General features: G+C 63.5%; 24 protein-coding genes. 11 read left to right on the top strand and 13 right to left on the bottom strand.

The features are described from left to right. Positions 1-3 precede the first annotated feature (3 nt). The 3 genes from V1279_RS35775 to dapB all read left to right on the top strand — a co-directional run bounded on the left by V1279_RS35775 (position 4) and on the right by dapB (position 3,253). The gene (locus V1279_RS35775; protein WP_334445526.1) at positions 4-1,236 is read left to right on the top strand and encodes a helix-turn-helix transcriptional regulator; all 1,233 of its coding nucleotides are present in this window, start codon (positions 4-6) and stop codon (positions 1,234-1,236) included. Then, on the top strand, positions 1,236-2,264 hold the full coding sequence (locus V1279_RS35780; RefSeq protein ID WP_334445528.1) for a M23 family metallopeptidase: 1,029 nt from the start codon (positions 1,236-1,238) through the stop codon (positions 2,262-2,264). Before V1279_RS35775 ends, V1279_RS35780 begins: the two co-directional genes overlap by 1 nt. A gap of 173 nt (positions 2,265-2,437) precedes the next feature. After that, positions 2,438-3,253, top strand: a complete 816-nt coding sequence (gene dapB, locus V1279_RS35785) for a 4-hydroxy-tetrahydrodipicolinate reductase (RefSeq protein WP_334445530.1) — start codon at positions 2,438-2,440, stop codon at positions 3,251-3,253. A 1-nt stretch (position 3,254) separates the two neighbouring features. Here dapB and gpmI read toward each other — a convergent pair whose 3' ends face one another. From gpmI to V1279_RS35800, 3 genes are all read right to left on the bottom strand, one after another. Next, on the bottom strand, positions 3,255-4,787 hold the full coding sequence (gpmI, locus tag V1279_RS35790; RefSeq protein WP_334445531.1) for a 2,3-bisphosphoglycerate-independent phosphoglycerate mutase: 1,533 nt from the start codon (positions 4,785-4,787) through the stop codon (positions 3,255-3,257). A 222-nt stretch (positions 4,788-5,009) separates the two neighbouring features. Beyond that, positions 5,010-5,906: a bifunctional helix-turn-helix domain-containing protein/methylated-DNA--[protein]-cysteine S-methyltransferase gene (locus V1279_RS35795; RefSeq protein WP_334446730.1), complete on the bottom strand. Its 897-nt coding sequence runs from the start codon at positions 5,904-5,906 to the stop codon at positions 5,010-5,012. Positions 5,907-6,020: 114 nt separating this feature from the next. After that, positions 6,021-6,542 (bottom strand): DUF2244 domain-containing protein, encoded by a 522-nt coding sequence (locus tag V1279_RS35800; RefSeq protein ID WP_334445532.1) that lies wholly within the window; start codon positions 6,540-6,542, stop codon positions 6,021-6,023. Positions 6,543-6,564: 22 nt separating this feature from the next. Between V1279_RS35800 and nth the strand changes: the two genes are divergently transcribed. Next, positions 6,565-7,353, top strand: a complete 789-nt coding sequence (gene nth / locus V1279_RS35805; RefSeq protein WP_334446732.1) for an endonuclease III — start codon at positions 6,565-6,567, stop codon at positions 7,351-7,353. 165 nt (positions 7,354-7,518) lie between these two features. Here the strand turns inward: nth and V1279_RS35810 are convergent, their stop codons facing one another. Next, on the bottom strand, positions 7,519-8,271 hold the full coding sequence (locus V1279_RS35810; protein ID WP_334445534.1) for a sulfate transporter family protein: 753 nt from the start codon (positions 8,269-8,271) through the stop codon (positions 7,519-7,521). 116 nt (positions 8,272-8,387) lie between these two features. Between V1279_RS35810 and V1279_RS35815 the strand changes: the two genes are divergently transcribed. Beyond that, the gene (locus V1279_RS35815) at positions 8,388-9,335 is read left to right on the top strand and encodes a hydroxymethylglutaryl-CoA lyase (RefSeq protein WP_334445536.1); all 948 of its coding nucleotides are present in this window, start codon (positions 8,388-8,390) and stop codon (positions 9,333-9,335) included. Between the two features lie 196 nt (positions 9,336-9,531). Here V1279_RS35815 and V1279_RS35820 read toward each other — a convergent pair whose 3' ends face one another. Continuing rightward, the gene (locus V1279_RS35820) at positions 9,532-11,943 is read right to left on the bottom strand and encodes a heavy metal translocating P-type ATPase (protein ID WP_334445537.1); all 2,412 of its coding nucleotides are present in this window, start codon (positions 11,941-11,943) and stop codon (positions 9,532-9,534) included. A 50-nt stretch (positions 11,944-11,993) separates the two neighbouring features. Here V1279_RS35820 and V1279_RS35825 point away from each other — a divergent pair, with 50 nt between their 5' ends. Beyond that, positions 11,994-12,269 (top strand): metal-sensitive transcriptional regulator, encoded by a 276-nt coding sequence (locus tag V1279_RS35825; protein WP_334445538.1) that lies wholly within the window; start codon positions 11,994-11,996, stop codon positions 12,267-12,269. A 17-nt stretch (positions 12,270-12,286) separates the two neighbouring features. On the opposite strand, the gene nikR is transcribed toward V1279_RS35825, so the two are convergent. Continuing rightward, the gene (nikR, locus tag V1279_RS35830; protein WP_334445540.1) at positions 12,287-12,733 is read right to left on the bottom strand and encodes a nickel-responsive transcriptional regulator NikR; all 447 of its coding nucleotides are present in this window, start codon (positions 12,731-12,733) and stop codon (positions 12,287-12,289) included. A 183-nt stretch (positions 12,734-12,916) separates the two neighbouring features. Between nikR and V1279_RS35835 the strand changes: the two genes are divergently transcribed. Both V1279_RS35835 and V1279_RS35840 read left to right on the top strand, forming a co-directional pair. Continuing rightward, on the top strand, positions 12,917-15,067 hold the full coding sequence (locus tag V1279_RS35835) for a TonB-dependent receptor (RefSeq protein WP_334445542.1): 2,151 nt from the start codon (positions 12,917-12,919) through the stop codon (positions 15,065-15,067). A gap of 304 nt (positions 15,068-15,371) precedes the next feature. Beyond that, complete coding sequence (locus V1279_RS35840) at positions 15,372-16,346, top strand: IS110 family transposase (protein WP_334431405.1); 975 nt, start codon at positions 15,372-15,374, stop codon at positions 16,344-16,346. Between the two features lie 206 nt (positions 16,347-16,552). Here the strand turns inward: V1279_RS35840 and V1279_RS35845 are convergent, their stop codons facing one another. Next, a complete protein-coding gene (locus V1279_RS35845) occupies positions 16,553-17,572 on the bottom strand; it encodes a YiiX/YebB-like N1pC/P60 family cysteine hydrolase (protein WP_334445544.1) in 1,020 nt (339 codons plus the stop codon). A gap of 189 nt (positions 17,573-17,761) precedes the next feature. Here V1279_RS35845 and V1279_RS35850 point away from each other — a divergent pair, with 189 nt between their 5' ends. Both V1279_RS35850 and V1279_RS35855 read left to right on the top strand, forming a co-directional pair. Then, on the top strand, positions 17,762-19,162 hold the full coding sequence (locus tag V1279_RS35850; protein ID WP_334445545.1) for a flavin monoamine oxidase family protein: 1,401 nt from the start codon (positions 17,762-17,764) through the stop codon (positions 19,160-19,162). Continuing rightward, positions 19,162-19,830 (top strand): ATP-binding protein, encoded by a 669-nt coding sequence (locus V1279_RS35855; RefSeq protein WP_334445547.1) that lies wholly within the window; start codon positions 19,162-19,164, stop codon positions 19,828-19,830. The genes V1279_RS35850 and V1279_RS35855 overlap by 1 nt, the downstream gene beginning before the upstream one ends. On the opposite strand, the gene V1279_RS35860 is transcribed toward V1279_RS35855, so the two are convergent. The 5 genes from V1279_RS35860 to rpmI all read right to left on the bottom strand — a co-directional run bounded on the left by V1279_RS35860 (position 19,827) and on the right by rpmI (position 25,035). Further along, complete coding sequence (locus V1279_RS35860) at positions 19,827-20,597, bottom strand: sulfite exporter TauE/SafE family protein (protein WP_334445548.1); 771 nt, start codon at positions 20,595-20,597, stop codon at positions 19,827-19,829. The two genes, V1279_RS35855 and V1279_RS35860, sit on opposite strands and share 4 nt — an antisense overlap. Positions 20,598-20,603: 6 nt before the next feature. Continuing rightward, positions 20,604-23,012, bottom strand: a complete 2,409-nt coding sequence (gene pheT, locus V1279_RS35865; RefSeq protein ID WP_334445549.1) for a phenylalanine--tRNA ligase subunit beta — start codon at positions 23,010-23,012, stop codon at positions 20,604-20,606. A gap of 103 nt (positions 23,013-23,115) precedes the next feature. Further along, a complete protein-coding gene (gene pheS / locus V1279_RS35870; protein WP_334445551.1) occupies positions 23,116-24,198 on the bottom strand; it encodes a phenylalanine--tRNA ligase subunit alpha in 1,083 nt (360 codons plus the stop codon). A gap of 199 nt (positions 24,199-24,397) precedes the next feature. Continuing rightward, entirely contained in the window at positions 24,398-24,757 is a 360-nt protein-coding gene (rplT, locus tag V1279_RS35875; RefSeq protein WP_334445552.1) for a 50S ribosomal protein L20, read from the bottom strand. 77 nt (positions 24,758-24,834) lie between these two features. Then, the gene (gene rpmI, locus V1279_RS35880; protein ID WP_008539890.1) at positions 24,835-25,035 is read right to left on the bottom strand and encodes a 50S ribosomal protein L35; all 201 of its coding nucleotides are present in this window, start codon (positions 25,033-25,035) and stop codon (positions 24,835-24,837) included. A gap of 264 nt (positions 25,036-25,299) precedes the next feature. Between rpmI and V1279_RS35885 the strand changes: the two genes are divergently transcribed. Continuing rightward, positions 25,300-25,725 carry a hypothetical protein gene (locus V1279_RS35885; protein ID WP_334445554.1) on the top strand — a complete coding sequence of 142 codons (426 nt, stop codon included), beginning with the start codon at positions 25,300-25,302 and terminating at the stop codon, positions 25,723-25,725. A gap of 158 nt (positions 25,726-25,883) precedes the next feature. On the opposite strand, the gene infC is transcribed toward V1279_RS35885, so the two are convergent. Beyond that, positions 25,884-26,423: a translation initiation factor IF-3 gene (gene infC, locus V1279_RS35890; protein WP_334446733.1), complete on the bottom strand. Its 540-nt coding sequence runs from the start codon at positions 26,421-26,423 to the stop codon at positions 25,884-25,886. Positions 26,424-26,563 lie beyond the last annotated feature (140 nt).

Genomic DNA, 26,563 nt, shown 5'->3' on the forward strand with positions numbered 1-26,563 from the left:
CCCGTGCATGAGAGCAGCAAAGCATTGCCTTTCAGGCAGAGTCGATTTCGCGTCAATCACGCTGAGCGCGGCGAACCTTTTCAGAACGCCGACGAGCCGCAGATAGGACAGCCTACGGAGCAAGGTCCAAACCAGAGTGCGATGGAGTATTTTGGCAAGGCTGTTGCCGAGCTTTTCGATTGCAGTAGTTGCTACGTCGCGGTCATGTCGCGCACGAGCGGGTCGGAGCTTCAAGAGGTCCGGATCGGACACGCCACAATCGATCCGTCGTGCACCATGACCGTCGCGCGAATTGCCCGCAAGGGCGCTGGAGCAGATTGCGCTCTCCTCGAACCGGTCAACGCGCGCACCGCTTTTGTGCGGAAATTGATCGGCTCCGAGCCGGGAACGAACAGTCATTCCGTGATAGGCAGGTTTGCCTCTCGCGACAGGTCGACCGTGGTGTTTGTGGCGGGATGGCGGCAGGCTGCGCTCGCCCGGGCTGAAATTCCCTGTCTCGCGCGCGCGGTGCGCACGGTTTGGGAGACGGCGCATTCCCTTGCGCAGCGGTCACCTGTTCAACATCCAGACGCAGCAATCTGGCTGGAGAAACTGGCTTTTCCTGCTCTCATCGTGGACGAAGATCTGCATATTCACGATGTCAATCGCGACGGACGAGTGCTGCTGGCAAAAAGCGAACTTCTCAAGGTGGATGGTGGCAGGCTGGCGGGGTCTAGTGGACCGATAACCGAGGGTTTGCGGGAGGCAATCCGGGAGGCGTTGATGCCGCGGCCCGGTCAGGTCTGGCTGAACACAACTGTGCCTCTCTCGACCGAGCGCCAGCAGTTTGCCTTTGCCAAGATCGGGGCCGTGCCAGTGCATGGCGGCGCGGGGAAAGCGTTGGTCATCGTGCCGCAATTCGATGAAGTGCTGGGGGCAAACCGTATTGCATCCGCCTTCAGCTTGAACTGGGCCGAGGAGAGAATCATCGCCCGGATTCTTCAATTCCAAAGTCCGCGCGATATCGGCGCCGATCTGCGGTTGACCGAGGCAACCGTAAGAACCTACACCAAGCGCATCATGCTCAAATTGGGCATTAATCGGCAGGCCGAGTTCTTTCTGCTCTATCATCTCACGCAATCCCCGTTCGGCGCCGGCGGTCGCGAGAAGGCCGTCGGTCCGGTGTCATCGGATTGCCGGTTGAACGGCGACAGTGAGCTGGACCTTGATACGGCCGGCAAGCGGCCACCGACCTGATGCGCAAGCTGCTTGCGATGGCCCGGGACTTCATGCGCGGTGTGACTTTTTCCCGGGCCTTTGCCTTCGCGGCGGCACTTGGCTTTTCTTCCGAGGTGATTGCCCAGAGCATTCAATTGGGCATGCCAATCGCGTGCGAGCCTGGTCGGACCTGCTACATCCAGAATTACGTTGATGTCGACCCGTCAGCGTCAACGCAGGACTACAAATGCGGCACCCGGACCTATGACGGTCATAACGGGACGGACTTCCGCTTGCCGACGCTGGCGTCGCAGAAGGCCGGCGTGGAAGTTCTCGCTGCCGCAAGTGGTCGCGTTCTTCGCACACGAGATGGCGCGCCGGACGGCGCCGTTGGCAAGTCTGCGCGCGAAGCAGTTCGCGACGTCGAATGTGGCAACGGTGTTGTGATCGAACACCCGGAGCACTGGGAAACCCAATATTGCCACATGGCCAGCGGCAGCCTGGTGGTAAGACCCGGTGAGTCAGTCAAAGCTGGGCAGGCGCTTGGCCGGGTCGGTCTCTCGGGGCTGACCGAATATCCTCATTTGCATTTCACGGTCAGGCATAAGGGAGCGATAGTAGATCCCTTCGCATATGGTGCCGCTTCCGGCTCCTGCGGGGGCGGCGAACTGCTGTGGCATCCTGCACATCACGCGCAACTTGCTTATCAGGAACGAACCGTTCTGAACGCCGGCTTCGCGAACGGTCCGGTGACGATGGAGCTCATCGAGGACGGAAGCGCGGGCAAGGAATTGCCGTCTGCCAGCGCGGCAGCGATTGTTGCTTTTGTTCGTGTCATCGGCCTGAAGATAGGCGACGCACAACAGTTCGCCATCAAAGACCCACTCGGAAACGTTATCGCCGAAAATCGAGCCCCACAACTTCAGACGAACAAGGCACAGTACATGTTGTTCACCGGCAGAAAGCGTCCGGCGAACGGCTGGGACCGCGGCACGTACAAGGCCACGTATGTTGTAGAGCGCGATGGCCGGGTCGTTCTGAAGAAGGAGCTGGAACTCACCCTCTAGGGGCGCCGGTCTTTCGAGGCATCCGATTTCCGACGCAGGGCAGGGTCACCATCCTTGATTGCCCTCTTCCCTCCATCCGGGGCCGGATTCGCCTGGCCGGCCGGAAGCTCCCGAGCGCCTGATCGGTTGCCGGACCGGCCCGCGACCGCTATAGGGCGTGGAGAGGTGTAGCCATGGCCGATATGCGATTGATCGTTGCGGGGGCCGGCGGCCGGATGGGCCGTGCGCTGGTGCGCGTCATTTCGGAAACGCCGGGCGCGGCTTTGACCGGCGCGCTGGAAGCGCCGGGCTCGGAACTTTTGGGCAAGGATGCCGGCGTTCTTGCCGGCCTGCCTGCCAACGGTATTGAGCTCTCCGCCGACCTCTGGAAACTATCGGCCAATGCCGACGGCATTCTGGATTTCACCGTGCCGGCCGCTACCATCGCTAACGTCGCGATCGCCGCCGAACGTAGCCTCGTGCACATTGTCGGAACCACCGGTCTGTCGGTGTCCGACATGGCCGTGATCAAGAGCGTTACCTCGCGTGCAGTGGTGGTGCAATCAGGCAATATGAGCCTCGGCATCAATCTGCTCGCCGCGCTGGTCAAGCGCGTTGCACAGTCGCTGGACGAAAGCTTCGACATCGAAATCGTCGAAATGCATCACAAGGCCAAGATCGACGCGCCGTCGGGCACCGCCTTCCTGCTCGGTGAAGCCGCCGCCGCCGGCCGCGGCGTCGACCTGCACACCCATTCGGACCGTGGCCGCGACGGGCATACCGGCGCGCGCCGGCCGGGTGACATCGGTTTTGCAGCGCTGCGCGGCGGCACTGTCACCGGCGATCACAGCGTGATCTTCGCCGGACCCATGGAGCGCATTGAACTGACCCATCGCGCCGAGGACCGGACGATGTTCGCGCAGGGCGCCGTCAAGGCCGCGCTATGGGCACACGGCAGGAAGCCCGGCTTCTATACGATGGCCGATGTGCTCGGGCTGACCGACTTCTAGACTAGTTTCGTCTGTGCGGGCGCAGCAATGACACGCCGGTCATGTCTGCCGGCTTCGGCAATTGCATCAGGTCGAGCAAGGTCGGGGCAATATCTGCCAGTCGGCCATCCGCCAATGACACGTCGCCGCCGCCCTGGAGCAACAGCGGCACCGGCCCCGTTGTATGTGAAGTATGCGGGCCGCCAGTCGCGGGGTCACGCATCATTTCGCAGTTGCCGTGGTCGGCAGTAACCAGCAGCGCGCCACCAGCTCTTTGGATCGCATCTGCGATTCTCCCGAGTCCGGCATCCACCGCTTCGACCGCTTTGATCGCGGCCGCCAGGTTCCCCGAGTGGCCCACCATGTCTGGATTGGCATAATTTAGGACGATCAGGTCGTACTTGCCCGAGTCGATTGCCTCCACGGTTTTTGCCGTCAACTCTGGTGCCGACATTTCCGGTTGCAGGTCGTAGGTTGTGACCTTGGGCGAAGGCACCATGATGCGGTCTTCGCCAGGAAAAGGTTCTTCTCGTCCACCGTTGAGAAAATAGGTGACGTGGGGATATTTCTCCGTTTCGGCGAGGCGCAATTGTGTGCGATTCGCGGTAGAAGTGATCTCCCCCAAAATGTTCGGAAACGTCTGCGCCGGAAATATCGTCTGCATCAGTTTGTCCAGATCGTCGCTGTATTGCGTCATTCCGACTGCGGCGGCGAAGTGGAGGTTGCGCCTGCGCGGCAAAGCAGCAAACGACGGATCAAGCATCGCGCCAAGAATCTCACGCACGCGATCGGCGCGAAAGTTGAAGCACAGCACGCCGTCGCCGTCCCTGATGCCGGCGTAACTGCCGATCACCGATGGTTCAACGAACTCGTCAGTGATGTCGTGTGCATACGCGTCAGCGATCGCTGATTGCGCGTCGGCGAATCGTGGGCCTTCGGCCTCAACGATTGCATTATAGGCCTTGGCTACGCGATCCCAGCGTTTGTCGCGGTCCATCGCGTAGTATCTCCCAATCACTGTGGCAACCGGAACCGACGACGGAAGCGCGGCTTCCAGCCGCATCAAACTATCGACCGCAGATTTCGGCGGCGTATCGCGTCCATCCGTGAGAGCGTGTACGACTGATGGCACGCCATTGTCGGTAAGGATGACGGCCAGCGCCGCGACGTGGTCCTCATGCGAATGTACCCCGCCCGGAGAAACCAGGCCGACAAGATGGCAAGTACCGCCGCTCTGTTTTAGCGTTTGGATCAGGGAGCGGAGCGCTTCGGTGGATTTGATATTGCCGGACGCAATCGCATCGTTGATCCGCGGCAAGTCCTGCATCACAATGCGGCCTGCGCCGATATTGAAATGTCCAACCTCGGAATTGCCCATCTGACCATCGGGCAGACCGACATCGCGTCCCGACGTCTTCAAGAATGCGTGCGGACCTGTGGCCCACAGACGATCGAAATTCGGTGTGTGAGCCTGACGAACAGCATTGTCGGCCAGATCTTCGCGCCAGCCCCAGCCATCCAATATAGCCAGCATCACCGGACGACGTTCTTGCATAGATTCACCTTCCGCTGTTGAGACAAGTGGTTTTGAGCGATCAATTTGCGATCGTCAATCGTCACTCTTGGGTATTCCGGGATATGACAACGGCGCCGGCTTGCCGGAATTGCCATTCAAAGGCAATGAGTTAGGCTGCCTGCTTGCTTCCCGGGAAAGCACCGCCTGCTCGCGGGAGATGTTCCGATGCCAAGTGGAATCCCGACTGCGCGGCGAGCGCTGTCAGTGAAGCCCGACCTGCCCTGCTTCCCAGCCCAGCATCGCCTGCTTGCGCGTGATGCCCCAGTGGTAGCCGGTCAGCGCGCCGCCCTTGCCGAGCGCGCGGTGGCAGGGCACCACGAATGACACCGGGTTGCGGCCGACCGCGGCGCCGACGGCGCGCGATGCCTTCGGGTTTTTGATCTTGTTGGCGATGTCGGAATAGCAGACCGCGCGGCCCATCGGGATCTTCAGCAGCGTCTCCCACACCCGCACCTCGAAATCGGTGCCGATCAGGACCACGCGGAGGGGCTGGTCCGGCCGCCACAGCCGCGTATCGAAGATGCGTTGCGCGAGAGCTGTCGTGCCGTCGTGGTCCTCGACATAGGTCGCGTTCGGCGAGCGCCGCTTCATGTCGGCAAACGCCATCGGCTCCTCGCCGGGATCGGCGAAGGCAAGCCCTGCCAGCCCGCGGTCGCTCGCGATCACGATCGCGGTGCCGAATGGGCAAGCGTGGAAACCGTAGCGCAGCGTCATGCCGGCGCCGCCGTTCTTCCATTCGCCCGGCGACATCGCTTCATGGGTGACGAACAGATCATGCAGCCGGCCCGGGCCCGACAGGCCTGAGTCGAGCGCGGCATCGAGCACGCTGGCGGAATCGCGCAGCAGGCCCTTGGCGTGATCGAGCGTCAGCGCCTGCATGAAAGCCTTCGGCGTCAGCGAGGCCCAGCGGCGGAACAGATGGTGCAGTTCATCCGGCGTCACGGCGGCGGCATCCGCCATCGCCTCGATGGTCGGCTGCGTGCGCCAGTGCTCGGAGATGAAAGCGATGGCGCGGCGCACCGAGTCGTAATCGCGCAGCGCGGCGGCCTGATGGCCCGGCTTGGCCAGGCGCTGGTCATGTATGGCTGATATCATCATGGGGTCTGATTTAGGGCTCATGCGCGGTCCAAACCACCCGATTTCCGACAACGTAGCGTTTTCGAGCGAAGTGGGAACCGGTTCGCGTGAAGAAAACGCGTCAAGAAAGAGAGCCTACGCGACCGGATTGTACGTGATACCGCGCTTGGCGATTTGCAACGCGGCCAATAAGGCTTTGGCAAAACTAGCCTTTTCGTCAGGTCCCAGAAAGTAGCCGATCGAGACGCGCCGGCCCCGGGAGACCAGATAGAGCCGCTCGATGCCAAATTCAGGGTCGCCTGTCTGCTCGAGCTGCACCCAGAGCGGATTGAGCGTCCATTCCATGACGTCGCCGCGATGGCTGACCCGGCGCACGCGCAATTCCGAAGGCGTCATCACGATGTCCTCGGTGGCTGCAGCGCTGCGGAAATTGATCCGGAACGCCCAGTAGATCACCAGCACATCGAGGCCGAACAAGCCGAGCACCGGCCAGGCACCCATCAGCAAAAATGCGATGCCGGCGACAAAGCTCACCGCGCTGATGAACGCCATCAGCACCAAAAAGCCGGTTCGATTGAGTGAGCGATGCGGCGTCACCCGCGCCGAAAACAGCGTCGGCTGGTCAAGCGCCGGATCAAAGTCGTTGCCTGCGGTCATCGCGTATCAGTATATCCCGATCATGGCCAAAATCATCCGCTCTCTCAGAGCCAAAAAGCCCAGCGTTCCATCCGCGCCGAAGAAGCCGGCAAAGAAGGCCGCCAAGGCGCTGCCGAAGCCTGCGAAGAAATCAACCAGGCCAAAGTCCCCAAAGCCAAAACCTCTAAATCCGAAACCTTGGACACCGGCCGAGGTCCACGAGGTGTTCAGCCGGTTTCGCAAAGCCAATCCGGAGCCGAAGGGCGAGCTCGAACATCTCAACCCCTATACGCTGCTGGTCGCCGTGGTGCTGTCGGCGCAGGCAACGGATGCCGGCGTCAACAAGGCGACGCGCGCTCTGTTTGCGGTCGCCGATACGCCGGAGAGGATGCTTGAGCTCGGCGAAGAGAAAGTGCGCGAGTACATCAAGACCATCGGGCTCTATCGCAACAAGGCCAGGAACGTCATAGCACTGTCGGAAAAACTGATCGCCGAATTCGGCGGCGAGGTGCCGCGCACGCGGGCCGAGATCGAGACGCTGCCCGGCGCCGGGCGCAAGACCGCCAACGTCGTGCTCAACATGGCCTATGGCGAGCACACCATGGCGGTGGACACCCATGTGTTCCGCGTCGGCAACCGCACGGGGCTGGCGCCCGGCAACACCCCGATCGAGGTCGAACTGGGGCTGGAGAAGGTGATTCCGCCGGAATTCATGCTGCACGCCCATCACTGGCTGATCCTGCACGGGCGCTACACCTGCCTCGCCCGCACGCCGCGCTGTGAGGTGTGCCTGATCAACGATCTCTGCCGCTGGCCGGAAAAGACGGTTTAGCGGGCGCGGTGTGTCCCGGACGCGATGCAGCGTGTCTTCACGGTGCACCGCAGAGCCGGGACCCACGGACGGCAATCGTGGACCCCGGATCAGCAGCGCACCGCCGGAGTCGCGCGAAGCGCGATCCCGAGTGCGCTGCGCAGCATCCGGGGAACGCCAACCCCATCACACCACCGGCATTCCCGTTTTCCGCGCCGGCTCAATCAGCTCCGGCCTCGGGCCGGACAGCCGTTTGTGCATGTGGACCATGAAGGCCATGCCGAACAAGGGTGTCGCCAGGTTGACGATCGGAATCGACACGAAGGCTGCGATGAACAGGCCCGCGGTGAAGACAGTGGCCGCATTGTCCTTGCGCATCGTTTTGGCTTCCGCCGGCGAGCGGAAACGCATCGCGGCGAGTTCGAAATATTCGCGACCCAGGAGCCACGCGGTGGCGACGAAGAAAATCAGAAAGCCCGCGCCCGCGAACAGCACGAAGGGCAGCGCGATCAAATAGACCAGGATCGTCAGCAGCGCCGTCTTGATTCCTTCCGGAATCGCGACACCGAGCGGCAGCGCATCCCCGGGACGCTCAGCCGGATAATGTTTGCGCTCGACGTGCTCGGCGACGTCGTCGACGAACACGCTCGCGATCAGCGAGGTGACCGCCGGCATCAGGAAAATGCCGCCGAGGACAACGCCGAGCCCGGCCGCGATCGAGATGATCCAGGAAAGGATGTTGAGCGTCGTGTGGAAGCCCGGCCCCAGCATCGCCTCGGCCCAGACTTCGCCGTACTCGGCGAACCAGCTCAACGCGCGCTGCAAGCCGATGGCCAGCACCGCAACCAGCACCAGCGCCAGGGCGATCGAGCGCCACAGTATGGTCCGCATCGGCGGCGACAGGATCTGCGAAATCGCCTTGACGGCGGCGTCCAACATGGCGGTCTTGCCTCTTGTGAAAAAGCCCTTGCGAGAGGTAGATACCCCCAAGGGTTTCGACAAGAGCCTGCCGGCCCCCGGGGAAACAAGACTGCCGTTAAAAACAAGAGGCTGCCATGACCCGTGTCCAGGAGCTCTATCCCGACAACAAAATCGTTCTGCGCGAGGTCGGCTTGCGCGACGGCCTGCAGCTCGTGAAGAAATTTCCGTCGACGGAAGCGAAGCAGCGCTGGATCCGTGACGAATATGCCGCCGGCGTGCGGCACTTCGAGGTCGGCTCGTTTCTGCCGGCAAAGACGTTTCCGCAATTCGCCGACGTGCGCGACATCATTGGGACCGTGGCCTCGCTGCCCGGTGCCTACGGCATCGCGCTGACGCTGAACGAACGCGGCGTCAACGAAGCGTTGGCCTCCGGTGTCGCCGAGGTGGCGGCGGTGGTCTCGGCCACCGAGGAGCACAGCCAGGCCAACGCCAACCGCTCGCGCGAGTCGGCCATCGCCAACGTCAAGCGGCTCTGCGAGTTGCGTGACGCCAGCGCACACAGACCGGTGGTGAACTCCGCGATCTCGATGGCGCTGGGCTGTTCGATCGTTGGGGCAGTCGATCCGAAGGAAGTGTTGCGGCTGACGGAAAAGCTGTTCGAGGCCGGCGTCGACATGGTCGCAATTGCCGACACGGTCGGGTACGCCGGGCCGAAGCAGGTCGGGGAATTGACTGCGGCGGCGGTGAAGATAGCAGGTTCAAAGCCGATCTGCATTCATCTGCACGATACAAGGGGCATGGGCATCGCCAACGCCTCCGCCGCGCTCGATGCCGGCGCGCGCGTGCTGGATGGATCGCTCGGCGGTCTCGGCGGCTGCCCGTTCGCGCCGGGCGCCACCGGCAATGTCGTGTTCGAGGATCTGGTGTTTCTGTGCGGGAGCAAGGGGTTCAAGACGGGCATCGATATCGAGAAACTGATCGCGGTGCGCAAGATCCTGAAATCGGAAATGCCTGGAGAAGCGCTCTATGGCGGGCTGGCGCGCGCCGGATTACCGCGCGGCACGGCGGCCAGGGCCGCGTGATGGGCGTCTCATGCCCTTTCGTGTCCCGGACGCGGTGCAGCGCCTCTTCGGCGATGCGCCGCAGAGCCGGGACCCACATGCAAGGTGGATGGACCCCGGATCAGCAGCGCATCACGCCGCAAACCATAGTGCGTCGAAGACGCGCGTGAACGCGCTGATGGCGCTGCGCAGCATCCGGGGAACGCGGGGCGGCGACCTACAGCCGCGTCACCCGCAACCGCAGCGCATTGCCGACAACGCTCACGGACGACAGTGCCATCGCCGCGGCAGCGATGATCGGCGACAGCAGCAGGCCGAATGCCGGATAGAGAATGCCCGCGGCGATCGGGATGCCGGCAGCGTTGTAGATGAAGGCGAAGAACAGGTTCTGCCGGATATTGCTCATGGTTGCCTGCGACAGGCGGCGCGCGCGGACGATGCCGACGAGATCGCCCTTCAAGAGGGTGATGCCGGCGCTTTCCATCGCGACATCCGTGCCGGTGCCCATGGCGATGCCGACTTCGGCGGCGGCGAGCGCCGGTGCGTCGTTGACGCCGTCACCGGCCATCGCGACGATCCTTCCGGCCTTCTGCAGTTTTGCCACCACCGCACTCTTCTGATCGGGCAGCACTTCCGCCTCGACGTCCGCAATGCCAAGGCTGCGCGCGACGGCGTTCGCCGTGGTCCTGTTGTCACCCGTGAGCATGATGACCTTGATGCCTTCCGCCGCCAGCGCCTTCAGCGCATCCGGTGTCGATGGCTTCACGGGATCGGCAATCGCGAACAACCCTGCGAGCTTGCCGTCGATGGCGATGTTGATGACGGTGGCGCCATCGCCGCGCAGGCGCTCGCCCTGTTCGTCGAGCGCGCCGGTTTCGATGCCGAGCGATTGCAGGAAGTTCGCATTACCGAGCGCGATGGTCTTACCGTCGACCTTGCCGGTGGCGCCCTTGCCGGTCGGCGAGTCGAATTCGTCGACCTTGCCGAGATCGAGATTGCGCTCCCCGGCCGCCCGCACGACGGCGTCCGCCAGCGGATGTTCGCTGGCGCGCTCGACGCTGGCCGCCAGCCGCAGAATGTCGCCTTCCTCAAATCCGTCTGCCGGAACGATAGCGATCACCTTCGGCTTGCCTTCGGTGAGCGTGCCAGTCTTGTCGACTACCAGGGTGTCGACCTTCTCCATGCGCTCGAGCGCTTCGGCGTTCTTGATCAGCACGCCGGCCTGCGCGCCGCGCCCGACGCCGACCATGATCGACATCGGCGTGGCGAGGCCGAGCGCACAAGGACAGGCGATGATGAGCACGCCGACGGCAGCGACCATGCCGAACGCCATGCGCGGCTCCGGCCCAAACCAGGCCCAGGCGCCGAACGCGATCAGCGCCACGACGATAACGACTGGCACGAACCAGCCGGAAACCTGATCGGCCAGCCGCTGGATCGGCGCGCGAGAACGCTGGGCATCCGCCACCATCTTGACGATCTGCGAAAGCAGCGTGTCGCGCCCGACCTTCTCGGCGCGCATCACGAACCCGCCGGACTGGTTGAGCGTACCTGATATGACCTTGCTGCCTGACTCCCTGGTGACGGGCATGGATTCGCCTGTTACCAGCGATTCATCGAGCGAGGAGCGGCCTTCGAGAATGATGCCATCGACCGGCACTTTCTCGCCCGGCCGCACCCGCAGTCTGTCGCCGACCGCGAGCGTGTCAATTTCCACCTCGTGATCGGCGCCATCGTCGCCGATGCGGCGCGCGGTCTTTGGCGCGAGCTGGAGCAGCGCCTTGATCGCGCCCGAGGTTGCTTCGCGTGCGCGGAGTTCGAGCACCTGACCGAGCAGCACGAGTACGGTGATCATCGCGGCCGCCTCGAAGTACACTGAAACCGCGCCGCCATGGCTGCGGAAGGTTGCCGGAAAGATTCCTGGCGCCACCGTGCCGATGGCGCTGTAGGCATACGCCACACCGGTGCCCATCGCGATCAGCGTGAACATGTTGAGGTTGCGCGCGACGAGCGATTGCCAGCCGCGCACGAAGAACGGCCAGCCGGCCCAGAGCACGACGGGTGTGGCGAAGGCGAACTGGATCCAGTTCGACAGCGTCGGATCAACCCAGCCATGGCCGCCGACAAGATGGCCGCCCATTTCGAGGACGACCGCGGGCAGCGCGAGCACGAGGCCGACCCAGAACCGGCGCGTCATGTCGGCGAGTTCCGGATTGGGCGGCGCATCGAGGCTCGCGACCTCCGGCTCCAGCGCCATGCCGCAGATCGGGCAGCTTCCCGCACCGACCTGGCGAATCTCCGGATGCATCGGGCAAGTGTAGATCGTGCCTTCCGGCACCGCGGCCTTCGGCTTGCTGTCCTTTTCCAGGTATGAGGCGGGATCGGCGGCGAATTTGGTCCGGCAGCCGGCCGAGCAGAAATGGAAGGTCTCGCCGCGATAGTCGAAGCGGTGCTTGCTGGTCGTGGGGTTCACGGTCATGCCGCAGACGGGGTCGCGGACGGTTGCAGCGGTGTGGGCGTGACGATCGTGATGGCTGTGACTGGTGTGGTCGTGGCCGGCGTGGCTATCGCCGTCGCAGCAGGCACCCCTTGACGCGCCGTTTCGGTCGGCGTTTTCATTCTTGTTCATCGTTCGCTCCGGCGCTTGTAACATATACCCTGTAGGGGTATATAAGACCCATGCGAAAAGACATCAAGGCATCCTGTCAGAAACGTCTCAGCCGGATCGAGGGCCAGGTCCGCGGCCTGTCCAAGATGGTGGAAGAGGACCGCTACTGCATCGATATCGTCACGCAGATTTCAGCTGTGCGGGCCGCGCTGCGGCGCGTCGAGGAGGAAGTGCTGCGGGATCACGTGTCGCATTGCGTCGAACATGCGATCTCCAGCGGTAGCAAGGCCGACCAACGCGAAAAGATCGCGGAACTGATGGCCGTGATCGGCCGCTCCGACAGGTAGCCGCCTGCTGCGTGATCCTAATCGTGCCGGTGGCCGTGCTTGCGCGCCTTCGGCTTCTTGTCGGATCCCGTCGGGATCATCACCACGCGGCCATAGCGCACGCCGCGCTCGGCGATGATGTGGTCGGCAAAGTGCCGGACCTCGCCGCTGGCGCCCTTCAGCGCCGTGACCTCCATGCAACTGTCATCGTCGAGATGGACGTGCAGCGTCGCCAGCGACAGATCGTGGTGGCCGTGAAAATTCTGCACCAGCCGTTTTGATAGATCCCGCGCGGCGTGATCGTAGACATAGACCAGTGCGGCCACGCATTGCCCTGACGGAGCTGTATCCTCCGCGCTCTGCTGCAGCCCGGCGCGGGCGAGATCGCGGATGATCTCGGAGCGGTTCTGATAGCCGCGGGCTTCCGCTGCCGCGTCGATCTCGGCGAGCAACTCGTCTTCGATGGTGATGGTGATCCGTTGCATCCCAAATTTCCGTCCTGACGCAGTATGATATTTCGATTGTATCATCATACTGCGCTTGCTAGCGTGAAGCGCCGGGGTTAAGTCGATACGGTCGCACGTCGACTGTAGCAATTATCGTGCGGGGGCATGGCGTTGCGTAGGGTCGTTTGGCGAATATTTTCCGCCACCGCATCGCTGATTGTCATGGCGCCATCAGCCGACGCCCAGAGTGTCGCGGCTGTCGCGCCCGGCCAGCTCCCCGCTGTGACGGTGAGCCCTCCCGAAACGCGGCCGCGCAACCGGACCAAGCCGCCGCGCCGTGAGCGAATCGTGCGAAATCCATCCGCGGTTCAACCGGACGCGTCGGTTCCGCCGCAAGTCAGCGACGGTGTGACGTCGGCGTCCGCGACCGCAGGGCCGGCATATCTCCAGCCGACCGCCGCCAGCGCCATGACCATCAGCGGCGCGGAGGTGAACGCCCGGCCTTTCTCGCGCGTCGGCGAAGCGTTGGAGGTGGTGCCGGGGTTGATCGTCACCCAGCATTCCGGCGAGGGCAAAGCCAACCAGTATTTTCTGCGCGGCTTCAACCTGGACCACGGCACTGATCTGGCCATCAGCGTTGACGGCATGCCGGTCAACATGCCGACCCACGGCCACGGGCAGGGCTATGCCGATATCAACTTCCTGATTCCGGAGCTGGTGCAATCGATCAATGTTCGTAAAGGACCGTACTTCGCCGACCAGGGCGACTTCGCGTCCGCAGGTGCGGTTGCCATCGACTATGTCAACAGACTGCCGAAGAACATTGCCGAACTGACGTTCGGCAGCTTTGGCTATCGCCGCGCGCTGGCGGCGGGTTCGACAGCGGTTGGCGCGGGCACGCTGCTCGCTGCCTTCGAGGGCGTTGGGTATAACGGTCCGTGGGACGTGCCTGACAATGTGCGCAAGCTCAACGGCGTGCTGCGCTATAGCCAGGGCACCGCCACCGACGGATACACGCTGTCGGCGATGGCCTATTCCAGCGGCTGGAATTCGACCGATCAGGTGGCGCAGCGCGCCATCGACCAGGGCCTGATCGGCCGGTTCGGGTCGCTCGATCCGACCGATGGCGGCGTCGCGAGCCGGTTCTCGCTGTCGAGCAACTGGGCGCAATCGAGCAAATACGGACAGAGCAAGATCAACACCTACGTGATCAACTCGTCGCTGCGGCTCTACAATAATTTCACCTATTTTCTCGACGATCCCGTCAATGGCGATCAGTTCAGCCAGATGGACCGGCGCACGGTCTATGGTCTCAACGCCAGCCACGCTTTCGATGTGCGCGTGGGCGGCATCGAAACCCAGACCCGCGTCGGGTTGCAGACCCGCGGCGACGATATCCGTGTCGGCTTGTTGAAGACGTTGCAGCGCGAGACGCTCTCGACCGTGCGCGAAGACAGCGTCAGGGAAGGCAATGTCGGCCTGTGGGCCGACACGACGGCACGCTGGACCGACTGGCTGCGCACCACGGTCGGCATCCGCGAGGACTATTTTGCGGGAAAGGTTCTCAGCGACACGCCCGAGAATTCCGGCAACGCACAGGCGTCGCTGACGAGCCCCAAGGCCGGATTTGTGCTGGGGCCGTGGTACCGGACCGAATTCTACGGCAATGCCGGCTACGGCCTGCACTCCAACGACATCAGAGGCGCGACGATCACGGTCGATCCGATCGACAAGGTAACGCCGCAGGATCGCGTGCCGCTGCTGGTTCGATCGAAGGGCGCCGAGATTGGCGTTCGCACCAAGGCGATCGAAGGTCTCACCAGTTCGCTCGCGGTGTTCGTGCTGAATTTCGACTCGGAATTGCTGTTCGTCGGCGACGCCGGCACCACCGAAGCCAGCCGGCCGAGCCGGCGCGTCGGTGTCGAGTGGACCAACCAGTACCAGGTGCTGCCATGGATGCGGCTTGATCTCGACGTCGCCTATACGCGCGCCCGCTTCACCGATTTTGACCCCGCAGGCAATTTCATCCCCGGCGCGCCGGCGTGGGTGGCGAGCGGTGGCGTGACGTTCGGCCGTGAGACCGGCTGGTTCGGCGCCTTGCGTGGCCGCTATTTCGGCCCACGTCCCCTGATCGGGGACGACAGCGTCCGCTCGCAGTCATCGCTGATCTTCAATGCGCGCGCGGGTTACAAATTCGACAACGGCTTGCGGCTGCAACTCGACGTGCTCAATCTCTTCAACGCGAAAACCAACCAGATTGAATATTACTATCTGTCGCGGTTGCCAGGCGAGCCGATCGGCGGCGTTGCCGACCGCCATATCCATCCGGCAGAGCCGCTGGCGGTGAGGCTGACGCTAGCGGGGAGGTTCTGAAGTAGGATGGGCAAAGGTGCGCGCTTGCGCCGTGCCCACCATTTATCCGGATTGTTGGCTTGAAATGGTGGGCACGCTTCGCTTTGCCCACCCTTGTATTAGCGCACCAGATTATACTTGCGTCGTTCCGTGAGGAATGGCCCAGCCTGGGTGGCCACCCGGGCTGGGCCGCCGATCGATCGGATCGATGCCCACCGAAGCCTTGAGGGCTGTCTGTCGTAGCAAGATCGCGGTCGGCACTTCATCGGGACCCGGATGGTTGAACGAACTTTAGGTTCGCATTCACAAGGGAGGGTCGACGAAGATGGCTAAGCGTATCACAGTCTGTGCCGGGATCGATACCGGCAAACGGAAGCTCGACGTGGCAATCGATGGCAACTGCGAGCAGTTGCAGGTCGAGAACACGGCGGAAGGTCACAAGGTGCTATTGGAGTGGCTGCGGCGCCACAAGGTCAAGCGCATTGGGATCGAGGCGAGCGGCGGCTATGAACAAGCGGTCGTCGTCGAGTTGCGACGCAAGCGGTTTGTCGTGGTGGTGTTTCAGCCGGCGCAGGTGCGTGCCTACGCCAAGTTCCACTTGCAGCGAGCCAAGAACGACAAGATCGATGCCGCGCTGATCGCGGCCTGCACTGCTGCGGTCAAGAAGATCCATCCCGCCCCCGATCCCCGGCTGCAGCCTTTTGCCGAACACCTGACGTTGATCGAGCAGATCGGCGAGGATATTAAACTGTACAAGAACCGGCTCGAGACCTGCCGAGATCCGCGTATCCAGAAGGTCTGGAAGGAAGAGATCGCCCGCCTGGCCAAGCGGGCGAGGGTCGAACTCAAGGCTCTGGTGGCCGCGATCCGCGAGCATCGCGACCTCGCCCAGCGGCTCGACCTGATCTACAGCGTCGGCGGCGCCGGGCTGCCGACCGCAGTCGCGATCCTGGTGCGCATGCCCGAGATCGGCCAGCTCAGCCGCGAGCAAGCCGCAGCCCTCGCCGGGCTCGCGCCCTATGACGATGACAGCGGCGAGCAAGTCGGCGCTCGTCACATCGACGGCGGGCGCAAGAGGCTGCGCCGGGCGCTCTATACCGCCGCGCTGCCGGCATCCTTTCGCTGGAACCCGCAGCTTATCGCTCTTTACAAGCGGCTGAAGGCCGCCGGAAAAGAACACAAGCGCTGCCTCATCGCCTGCGCCAGGAAGCTGCTCATCTTCGTCAACACCGTCGTGGCCCGCGGCACGCTGTGGCAAGATGAACCGCCTCCAACCGCCGTAATCGCCCGGACCGGATGAATTCGGTTTCTTGGTTCGACCGCAGCACCGTTTCTTCGTCCCGACCTGCCGCTCCGACGACGTCGCGCGCAGACGCCGTCAAGGATGGCCGTCGCTCTGCTCCCTCCACCGCCACGCTGTCGTCAGGCCACGCCTTGACGGCGGTGAGCACGGCGTCAGCCTCACCGGCGATCGGGTGAAGCTTTAATGGTTGCTACGATCCGCTTCTACGCCACCATTTCCGGCGTCGTGTTGCGCGGCTTCATGCGGCGCTCGGGCGGGCGGACCGGGACGTATTCGACGGCGAGATAATGTTCCGACACGGTGACGCGTTCGATCATCGTCGTTTCGCAAGTCACTTCTTCAATTGTCACTTTTTCAACGGTCACTTCTTCAGCCGCAGCCGGAAGCGGCGTCTCTTCGTCAATCTCTTCAGGAACAAGCGGCGGCGACTTGACCTCTGGAAACACACCGAATTCGCCCGCTACCTCCTGGAGCGGCTTCTGCTTGTCGGCCCAGTGCAGGGCCGTGTAGTCGAAGCCGTGCACGATGGTGGGTTTGACGATTTCGAAATAGGGCGAGATGTCGAAATCGCGCGGCATGTAGAGTGAGGAATCGCGGATATGCAGGATTTCGCGCCGGGCCTTTCGCGAGGCGGCGCGGGTAATCTTGGGCAGGATCGGATAGCGTACCGCGTCGAACGCCTGCGCGATCAATGCCGAGCAGATGATTTTTGTGGGATCGCCGGACCCGAACGCGATCATGCGTCGGCGCCAGCGCTGTGGCACCGGCAGCGGGATCAGAAAGCGCATCAGGTCGACGATATTCTTGGTGTCGTAGCCGAAGCCGATCCGGTTGATGGCGTAGCGGCACACCGTGGTGCGGTCCTCGTAGGACAGGCCGATCGGGCGGCAGACGCGGGTGTGATAGGGAAAATATTTCGATAGCGGCGCCGAGGTCACGCCTTCGCCGATATTGGCCTCGATCAGCACATGCGGCTCGCCGTCGGGCTCGCAAGCGCCATCGACCGGGCCGACATAGAGCGCGCCGTGCGACCAGGTGGATTGCGTGAGGTATTTGATGATGCCGGAGATGCGGTTGTTGCCCTCGACAAGCAGGACATCGCCGGGCTCGATGACACCGCGCAGATGCTCGGGGTCGCTGGGGGTGAACGGCTCATAGCCCGGGACTTCCTTCTGCAGGTAGCCCGCAATCAACTGGCCGATGGTGTCGAGCATTACGCCCATAAAACTCCCCCAGGGCGGCTTTTCTTCCGCTTTTTTTGTTTCCTTATCATGGTCGCAAGCCGTTTCAATTTAGTTCATGCGCCAAACGGATCAATCATGATTGATTTACCATGAGTGTTGCTGCGTCACGTGAGATGCGGCACAGTTCGCTAGCTGTTCTCGGTTCTTTCAGGCCCCGGAAACCATGACATGACAATGACTCGCCGCACCTTCCTGTCGGCGTCCGCAGGCCTGGCGGCTGTTCCGGCTTTTTCCGGGCTGCGTGCGGCAGCAGCGCCCTTGCCGCGGGAAGCCGACATCGTCGTGATCGGTGCAGGCGCGGCCGGCATTGCTGCGGCGCGGCGGATCATGGCGGCGAACCGCAAGGTGATCGTGGTGGATGCGGCAAACCAGATCGGCGGCCGCTGCCAGACCGACACCTCGAGCTTCGAGGTGCCGTTCGATCGCGGCGCGCGCTGGATGCACAATCCCGAGACCAATCCGATGATCAAGCTGGCGCGCGCCGCGGGCCTCGAGATCACGACGGCGCCGTCGGGCCAGAAGATCCGCATCGGCCGCCGCAACGCCCGCGCCGGCGAGACCGAGGAATTTCTCGCAGCCCTGGTGCGTGCCAACCGCGCCATCGACGAAGCCGCGCGGCGGTTCGATGTCTCCTGCGCCTCTGTGCTGCCGAAGGATCTCGGCGACTGGGCCGGCACGGCCGAGTTCGTGCTGGGCGCCGGCTTCTCGGGCAAGGACTTGAAAGACCTCTCCGTCGGCGACAAGTCCCGCGCGCAGGATCGCAACTCCGCGATCGCCTGCCGCGAGGGGCTCGGCACGCTAATTGCGAAGCTGGGGGAGCAGGTGCCGGTGTCACTGTCGACGCCGGCCAATCGCATTGTCTGGAGCAACCGCGACGTCAGCGTGGAAACGCCAGCGGGCAAGATCGCCGCGCGCGCTGCCGTGATCACGGTGTCGAGCAACGTGCTGGCCGCAGGCAATATCAAGTTCGCACCGGATATTCCGAAGCGCATGCTCGACGCAGCTTCGAAACTGAGCCTCGGCAGCTACGACCGGATCGCGCTGCAGATGCCGGGCAATCCGCTCGGCCTCGCCCGCGACGACGTCATCATCGAGCAGAGCAATTCGACCAAGACGGCGCTGATATTCGCCAACATGGGCGGCTCGTCGCTCTGCACGGTCGACGTCGCCGGCTCGTTCGGCCGCGATCTTTCCGCGCAGGGCGAGAAGGCCATGCTGGCGTTCGCGGTGGAATGGTTGACGAAACTGTTCGGCAGCGAGGCGGCAGCGGCCGTGAAGAAATCGAGCGCGACGCGCTGGAACGCCGCTCCGTTCGCGCTCGGCGCGATGTCGGCGGCCGGTCCCGGCGGACAGTCGTCGCGCAAGGTTTTGACCGATCCGATCGGCTGCATGTATCTCGCCGGCGAGGCGACCCATGAAACGCTGTGGGGCACGGTCGACGGCGCCTGGGAAAGCGGTGAGCGTGCCGCCGAGGCGGCGTTGCGGAGGATCGGTGCGCTGAAGGATCCTGAGCCGCCGCCGCGGCCCGCGAAAACACGGCGGCGCACGTCGGCATCCCCGATCGACTGATGCCGCGTCCGAAAGCACTGATCTCCTGGTCGAGCGGCAAGGATTCTGCCTTCGCATTGCATGAGGTGATGCGCGCGGGCGAATTCGATGTGGTCGGCGCGCTGACCACGGTGACCGAGACGTTCGGCCGGGTCTCGATCCATGGCGTGCGGCAGGAAATACTGCGGGCGCAATGCGAAGCCGCCGGCCTGCCGCAGCGGATCGTGCCGATTCCCTATCCCTGTCCGAACGAGATTTATGAGGCGCGGATGGGCGAGGCGGTCGCGCAGGCCGTGGCCTGCGGCATCACGCACATGATCTTCGGCGATTTGTTTCTCGCTGATATCCGCGCCTATCGCGAACAGAAGCTGGCAGGCACCGGCATCGCGCCGGTGTTTCCACTGTGGGAGCGGCCGACGGCAGAGCTGGCGCAGGCGATGATTGCGAGCGGACTCGAAGCGCATCTCGCCACTGTCGATCTGAAAAGGCTGTCAGCGGAATTTGCAGGCCGAAAATTCGATGCGACGCTGTTGGCCGATTTGCCCGAGGGCGTCGACGCCTGCGGCGAGAACGGTGAGTTTCACACCTGCGTGGTGGCCGGGCCGATGTTTTCGCGGCGGCTTGCGGTGAAGACCGGTGAACGCGTCGAGCGCGATGGTTATGCGTATTGCGATCTGATGATGGGTTAGCGCAGCACGCCATCCAGCGCCGGCAATCCGAAGATGACCGCCGCGGCGATCAGCGCGTAGCAGATCGCGCGGAATACGGTTTCACTGGCCTTGCCGAATAGCGAGGCGCCGAACCAGACGCCGATGCCATAGACCGGGCCGACGACGAGCGCGAACTTGATCGCGTCCAGCGTGATCAGTCCGGTCGCGGTGTAGCTGATGGCGGAAAAGATATCCGACGCGCCGAAGAACAGCACGATATTGGCGCGCGCAATGACGGAGGCGATGGGCCGGCCAAGCCAGTAGCCGACGATCGGCGGCCCGCCGGTCTGGGCCAGGCCGCTGCAAAAGCCTGACAGTCCGCCGATGCCGACCGAGACCGCCGCGTGGTCCTTGCCGCGGTAGCGCCAGCCCGACAGCAACAACAGCAGCAGCGCGAAGACGAAGGCGGAAATGATCCAGCGCGTCGTCACCGGTTCGAGGCGGCTGAGGAAATAGGTGCCGATCGGGACGCCGATCAGCGCGCCGAACACCATAATGGCGGTCGCCCTGCGGTCGGCCTTTTGCCACGCATTCGGCAGCAACGGTGCGGCGGCGACGAAATCGATGATCAGGAGCAGCGCGGCCACCAGCCGCGGGTCAGCGATCGAACTGGCGAGTGGCATGAAGATTAGTGCCGAGCCGAACCCGGAAAAACCCCGCGCCGTTCCGGAAACGAAAGCGACCGCGCAGATCGCGATTGCTGCGTTGATGCCGATTTCAGCCGGAATGAGCGCCGCAGGGTTCATGCGGCATCATCCCCGCAACGTGCCACCGGTCTTCTTCGTCACCTCGGCCACGATCTTCGCCGCCACTGCGTCGATCTCCTGATCGGTCAGCGTCTTCTCGTGCGGCTGGATCGTCACGGCAATCGCGACCGACTTCTTGTCGGGGTCGATGCCCTTGCCTTCGTAGACGTCGAACACCGTCACGTCTGATATCAGCTTCTTGTCGACGTTCTGCGCCGATCGCACGATGTCGCCGGCCTTCACGCCGCGATCGACGATGAAGGCAAAGTCGCGCGACACCGGCTGGAATGCGGAGAGTTCGAGCAGCGGCCTGGCGCGGGTCGGCTTCTTCTTGGCGTCGGGAATGCGGTCGAGGACGACTTCGAACGCCACCAAGGGGCCGTCGGCGCCGAGCGCTTCCAGCGTGCGCGGATGCAGCTCGCCGAAATAGCCCAGCACGTTCTGCGGGCCGATCTGGATGGTGCCGGAGCGGCCCGGATGCAGCCAGCTCGCGCCGCCCGGCACGACCTGCAGTGCCTGCATCGGTGCGCCGGCGGCCGCGAGCACGGCGAATGCGTCGGCCTTGGCGTCGAGCGCATTCGTCTGGATGGACCCGGACCAGTGCCGTCCCATGCCGTTCGAGGACGCAAAGCCGTGGCGCACGCCTGAGGCCGCGACGAACTGGTTCTCGGGCTTGTCGCCCTTGAATATCTGCCCGACCTCGAACAGTGCGACGTCCTGATAGCCGCGGTTGGCGTTGGCCTGCGCCGCCGCGACGAGGCCCGGCAACAGGCTCGGCCGCATGTCGGAGAGGTCGGCGGCGATCGGGTTGGCGAGCGCGAGTTCGGCCTGGCCGCCGCCGAACAGTTCGGCATGCGGTTTGGAAATGAACGACCAGGTCACGGCTTCCACCATGCCGCGCGCAGCCAGCGCGCGCTTGGCGCGGCGGTTGCGGAGCTGGATCGTGGTCAGGACCGGCTTGCGGGCGTCGTCGCCGCGCTCGAACGGCGTCATCGGCACCTTGTCGACGCCGACGATGCGCACGATCTCCTCGACGATGTCGGCCTTGCCGTGCACATCGGTGCGCCATGAGGGGACAGCGACCTTCACCACCGGGCCGCTGCCGGCGACCATGAAGCCGAGATGGCTGAGGATGCGCCGCATCTCGACCAGCGGCACCTCGATTCCCGCCAGGCGTTTGACCTCGCTCAGCGGGAAATCGATGATGCGGTCGTCGCCGAAGGCCTTGCCGACCACCACGGTCTCCGACGGCGTGCCGCCACAAAGCTCCATCACCAGTTTCGTCGCAAGCTCCAGCCCCGGCACCATGAAGGCCGGATCGACGCCGCGCTCGAAGCGGTAGCGCGCATCCGAATTGATGCCGAGCTTGCGGCCGGTCTGCGCGATGTTGATCTCGTTCCACAGCGCCGATTCGATCAGCACGTCTGACGTGTTCTCGTCGCAGCCGGAAGTCTCGCCGCCCATGATGCCGGCCAGCGATTCGACGCCGTGCTCGTCCGCGATCACGCAGATCGCGGAATCAAGCGTGTAGGTGCGCCCGTCGAGCGCCAGCAGGCTCTCGCCGTCCTTCGCGCGCCGTACCGTGAGATTGCCGTTCACCTTCTTCGCGTCGAACACGTGCAAGGGCCGGGCGCGGTCGTAGGTCATGAAGTTGGTGATGTCGACCAGCGCGTTGATCGGCCGCAAGCCGATCGAGGTCAGCCGCTTCTGCAGCCACTCCGGCGACGGGCCGTTCTTGACGCCGCGCACCAGCCGCAGCGCGAAGCCCGGACAGAGCGTCGCGTCTTCCACCGTCACCTTCACCGGGCAGGGGAATTCACCCTTGATCGGTTTGATGCCGGGATCGATCAGCTTGCCCATATCGGCAGCGGAAAGGTCGCGCGCGATGCCGTGCACGCCGGTGCAATCCTGGCGGTTCGGCGTCAAATTGATTTCGAGCACGGGATCGCCGAGGCCTGCCCATTCGGCATAGCCCTTGCCGATCGGGGCGTCCGCCGGCAGCTCCATGATGCCGTCATGGTCTTCGGAAATCTGCAGTTCGGCCGCCGAGCACAGCATGCCGCGGCTCTCGACGCCCCGGATGGTGCCGACGCCGAGCGTGATGTTCTTGCCGGGGATGAAGGTGCCGGGGGCTGAGAACACGCTGACGAGGCCAGCGCGCGCATTCGGCGCCCCGCAGACCACCTGCACCGGCGCAGCCCCGTTGCCGGTGTCGACCATGCACACCCGCAGGCGATCCGCATTCGGATGCTGCTCGGCCGAGATCACCCGCGCGATGGAAAACGGCGCCAGCGCCTTTGCCTTGTCCTCGATGTTCTCGACCTCGAGCCCGATCATGGTGAGCTTGTCGGCCAGCTTTTCCAGCGGCTCGTCGGTATCGAGATGTTCCTTCAGCCAGGAGAGCGTGAATTTCATGGTCTCTGCTTCTCTTGTCCGCTCTCCCGCGCTTGTCCGCCGAAACCTCGGCGAAAGCGGGTCAGGGTGGGGGCTCTCTTCGCGACGGCAGTCTCGGCGAGGCTCACGTGCTCAATCCCCCCGCGAGCGTCGGGACATCGAGCGGCTTGAAGCCGTAATGCGAGAGCCAGCGCACATCGCTGTCGAACAGTTGGCGCAGGTCTGACATGCCGTATTTCAGCATCGCAATGCGGTCGATACCCATGCCCCAGGCAAAGCCCTGGTAGACATCAGGATCGATGCCGCAGGCGCGCAGCACGTTCGGATGCACCATGCCGCAGCCGAGAATCTCCAGCCAGTCCTCGCCTTCGCCGAAACGGATCTCGCCCTTGTCGCGCCGGCACTGGATGTCGACTTCGAGCGAGGGCTCGGTGAACGGGAAGAACGACGGACGGAACCGCATGTTGATGTGGTCGACCTCGAAGAACGCCTTGCAGAACTCGTGCAGGATCCATTTGAGGTGGCCGAGATGCGAGCCCTTGTCGATGACGAGGCCCTCGACCTGATGGAACTGCGGCGTGTGCGTCGCATCGGAATCGATGCGATAGGTGCGGCCCGGGCAGACCACGCGGATCGGCGGCTTCTGCGACAACATCGTGCGCACCTGTACCGGCGACGTATGCGTGCGCAACAGCATGCGCGAACCATCTTCCTTCGGGTTGAAGAAGAACGTGTCGTGCATCTCCCGCGCCGGATGTCCCTCGGGGAAGTTCAGCTTGGTGAAGTTGTAATCGTCGGTCTCGACGTCGGGACCTTCGGCGATCGCAAATCCCATGTCGGCGAAGATCGTGTTGACCTCCTCGAAGACCTGGCTCAGCGGATGGATGCGGCCGGCTTCCGCGGGCGCCTCGCGCAGCGGCAGCGTGACGTCGATGGTCTCGGAGGCAAGGCGGGCGTCAAGCGCGTCTGATTTCAGGATGTCGCGGCGGGCGGTGAGCGCCTGCGTAACCTTGTCCTTGGCGAGATTGATCGCGGCGCCCTGCGTCTTCCGTTCGTCGGGCGACATCTTGCCGAGGGTGGCGAGCAATGCGGAGATCGAGCCCTTCTTGCCAAGCGCTGCGACGCGCACGGCTTCAAGCGCGGCTTCGTCGCCGGCGGCTGCGATATCGGCGAGAATGGTTTGTTCAAGTGTGGCGAGGTCGGTCATGGCAATCCTTGCTGACTAGGATGCTAAGCCGGCGCTCCTAGCCCGTCATGCCCGGGCTTGTCCCGGGCATCCACGTCTTACAGCGTTCGCGAGAGGGAAGACGTGGATGGCCGGGACATCTAGCGCGAAGACGCGCTTCGCGCTTTTACCCGGCCATGACGCCCTCAAAAACTTCGCAGTAGGGTCGAGGGGCGACGGCTCACGCCGCGAGCGCGGCCTTGGCCTTCTCGGCGATCGCCTGGAACGCCACCGGCTCGGTGATGGCGAGATCCGACAGCACCTTGCGGTCGACCGTGATGCCCGACTTGGCGAGACCGTTGATGAAGACGCTGTAGGTCATGCCGAACGGACGCACCGCGGCATTGATGCGCTGGATCCAGAGCGCGCGGAAGGTGCGCTTCTTGCGCTTGCGGTCGCGGAAGGCGTATTGCCCGGCCTTCTCGACGGCGGCTTTCGCAGCGCGGATGGTGTTCTTGCGGCGGCCGCGGAAACCCTTGGCGGCCTTGTAGACTTTCTTGTGCCTGGCGTGAGAGGTCACACCGCGTTTGACGCGAGACATGACTGCTATCCTTGAATTTTAAATCGGTGATGGATCGCCGCGCGGACGCGGCCGGCTTTAGCGGAATGCGAGCGCGATCAGGCGTTCGGCAAGAAGTACTTCTTGACGTTGTCGCCGTCGGTCTTGAACAGCACGCGGGTGCCGCGGAGCTGACGAATCTGCTTCTTGGTCCGCTTGATCATGCCGTGGCGCTTGCCGCGCTGGGCGTGCATTACTTTGCCGGTGGCAGTCACCTTGAAGCGCTTTTTAGCGCCTGACTTGGTCTTCAGCTTGGGCATTTGGCTCTCCTATCGGCCACAGAAAAATGCGCCCGAAAGGCGCTTTTGCGGCTTAAAATGCTCGTTAGAGCGTTGAAAGTGCTCAGGTTTCTTCGAAAAGGAATCAACCCGCACGGACATCGACACGGCAGCCCTTGATCAGCCGGGCGATGAAGGTCGGGCTTATGGCAGAGGAAGCGCCCATTGGCAATGATGAACCGCGGAAGGCCGTGCTGCTACCTAATCGCTGATGTCGTTAATATCTGAGCCCGGAACAGGAAGAAAATGACCCGTTTTCATCGACCGATTGCTCGTTCTTCCGCTCTTCCCAGCCGGCGTACCCTGAGCTGGCTCCCGATCCTTGCCGTATTCGCCGCGATAGCGGTGCCGCCTTCCGCCGACGCTGCGACCCGCCGCAGGGCCGGGGCCTATGACGGCACCTGGAACGTGGTCTTCGCCACCGCGCGGGGTAATTGCAGTTCCGGCTATAGCGTGCCCTTCACGGTCGTCGGGAATCGCGTCTTGTCGGCCGGCGGCGGCAGGGTTTCGGGATCGGTCAATCGTGCCGGGGCGGTTGCGGTCAAAGTTTCGGTTGGGGCTTCCAAGGCGAGTGGCGGCGGCCGGCTCGTCGGCGCCAGTGGCGCCGGCGCCTGGCGCGGCATCATCACCGGCGACCGCTGCAGCGGCACCTGGCAGGCTACGCGGAGCTAGTTCGCGTGAGCCCGTAGCCCGGATGTAACGAAGCGAAATCCGGGGCGGTGTACGCGGGTCGAGCAGTCCCGGATTGCGCTGCGCTCCATCCGGGCTACGAAAAGAGAAGCGGCCCGCCGGATTGTCCGACGGGCCGCTCTTAATTTCTGTATTTCAAATCAGCGCGGCGCCAGCACCATCACGACCTGGCGTCCCTCGAACCGCGCGTCCTGTTCGACCTTGGCGAACTCGGCGACGTCGGCCTTGACCTTGTCCAAAAGCTTGGTGCCGATCTCCTGGTGCGCCATTTCGCGGCCACGGTAGCGCAAGGTGATCTTGACCTTGTCGCCTTCTTCGAAGAACCGCTGCATCGCGCGCATCTTCACGTCGTAATCGTGATCGTCGATCATCGGCCGCAGCTTGATCTCCTTGATCTCGACGACCTTCTGTTTCTTGCGAGCTTCGGCGGCCTTCTTCTGCGCCGAATACTTGAACTTCCCGTAGTCCATGATCTTGCAAACGGGAGGATTGTTGTTCGGCGAAATCTCGACGAGATCCATGCCCGCTTCGAGGGCCATCTTGACGGCGAGCACGGTCTCGACCGTTCCATGGTTGAGGCCGGTCTGATCGATCAGCTGGATCTGTGCGTTGCGGATTTCATCATTGGTGCGCGGCCCGTCTTTGGTTGCAGCGGGCGGGGCTCTGTTGGGACGGCGAATGGGTAACTCTCCAAAGTTGTGAAAGGAAGGGCCGTAGTTTGAAGCAATACGCTGAAGACAGCAAGCGAACTCGCGGTCTGCGCCCGAAAACCGTCAAATGCGAGGCATTTCGGTCACGTCCGGCAAATATAGAGCGGCGG

The organism is Bradyrhizobium sp. AZCC 1610 (genome assembly GCF_036924515.1).
Taxonomy (GTDB): Bacteria; Pseudomonadota; Alphaproteobacteria; order Rhizobiales; family Xanthobacteraceae; genus Bradyrhizobium.

Bases quoted from the DNA above. Each gene is read 5' to 3' on its own strand.
- V1279_RS35780 (WP_334445528.1), top strand. From the start codon at position 1,236: ATGCGCAAGCTGCTTGCGATGGCCCGGGACTTCATGCGCGGTGTGACT.
- dapB (WP_334445530.1), top strand. From the start codon at position 2,438: ATGGCCGATATGCGATTGATCGTTGCGGGGGCCGGCGGCCGGATGGGC.
- gpmI (WP_334445531.1), bottom strand. From the start codon at position 4,787: ATGCAAGAACGTCGTCCGGTGATGCTGGCTATATTGGATGGCTGGGGC.
- V1279_RS35795 (WP_334446730.1), bottom strand. From the start codon at position 5,906: ATGATGATATCAGCCATACATGACCAGCGCCTGGCCAAGCCGGGCCAT.
- V1279_RS35800 (WP_334445532.1), bottom strand. From the start codon at position 6,542: ATGACCGCAGGCAACGACTTTGATCCGGCGCTTGACCAGCCGACGCTG.
- nth (WP_334446732.1), top strand. From the start codon at position 6,565: ATGGCCAAAATCATCCGCTCTCTCAGAGCCAAAAAGCCCAGCGTTCCA.
- V1279_RS35810 (WP_334445534.1), bottom strand. From the start codon at position 8,271: ATGTTGGACGCCGCCGTCAAGGCGATTTCGCAGATCCTGTCGCCGCCG.
- V1279_RS35815 (WP_334445536.1), top strand. From the start codon at position 8,388: ATGACCCGTGTCCAGGAGCTCTATCCCGACAACAAAATCGTTCTGCGC.
- V1279_RS35820 (WP_334445537.1), bottom strand. From the start codon at position 11,943: ATGAACAAGAATGAAAACGCCGACCGAAACGGCGCGTCAAGGGGTGCC.
- V1279_RS35825 (WP_334445538.1), top strand. From the start codon at position 11,994: ATGCGAAAAGACATCAAGGCATCCTGTCAGAAACGTCTCAGCCGGATC.
- nikR (WP_334445540.1), bottom strand. From the start codon at position 12,733: ATGCAACGGATCACCATCACCATCGAAGACGAGTTGCTCGCCGAGATC.
- V1279_RS35835 (WP_334445542.1), top strand. From the start codon at position 12,917: ATGGCGCCATCAGCCGACGCCCAGAGTGTCGCGGCTGTCGCGCCCGGC.
- V1279_RS35840 (WP_334431405.1), top strand. From the start codon at position 15,372: ATGGCTAAGCGTATCACAGTCTGTGCCGGGATCGATACCGGCAAACGG.
- V1279_RS35845 (WP_334445544.1), bottom strand. From the start codon at position 17,572: ATGGGCGTAATGCTCGACACCATCGGCCAGTTGATTGCGGGCTACCTG.
- V1279_RS35850 (WP_334445545.1), top strand. From the start codon at position 17,762: ATGACAATGACTCGCCGCACCTTCCTGTCGGCGTCCGCAGGCCTGGCG.
- V1279_RS35855 (WP_334445547.1), top strand. From the start codon at position 19,162: ATGCCGCGTCCGAAAGCACTGATCTCCTGGTCGAGCGGCAAGGATTCT.
- V1279_RS35860 (WP_334445548.1), bottom strand. From the start codon at position 20,597: ATGAACCCTGCGGCGCTCATTCCGGCTGAAATCGGCATCAACGCAGCA.
- pheT (WP_334445549.1), bottom strand. From the start codon at position 23,012: ATGAAATTCACGCTCTCCTGGCTGAAGGAACATCTCGATACCGACGAG.
- pheS (WP_334445551.1), bottom strand. From the start codon at position 24,198: ATGACCGACCTCGCCACACTTGAACAAACCATTCTCGCCGATATCGCA.
- rplT (WP_334445552.1), bottom strand. From the start codon at position 24,757: ATGTCTCGCGTCAAACGCGGTGTGACCTCTCACGCCAGGCACAAGAAA.
- rpmI (WP_008539890.1), bottom strand. From the start codon at position 25,035: ATGCCCAAGCTGAAGACCAAGTCAGGCGCTAAAAAGCGCTTCAAGGTG.
- V1279_RS35885 (WP_334445554.1), top strand. From the start codon at position 25,300: ATGACCCGTTTTCATCGACCGATTGCTCGTTCTTCCGCTCTTCCCAGC.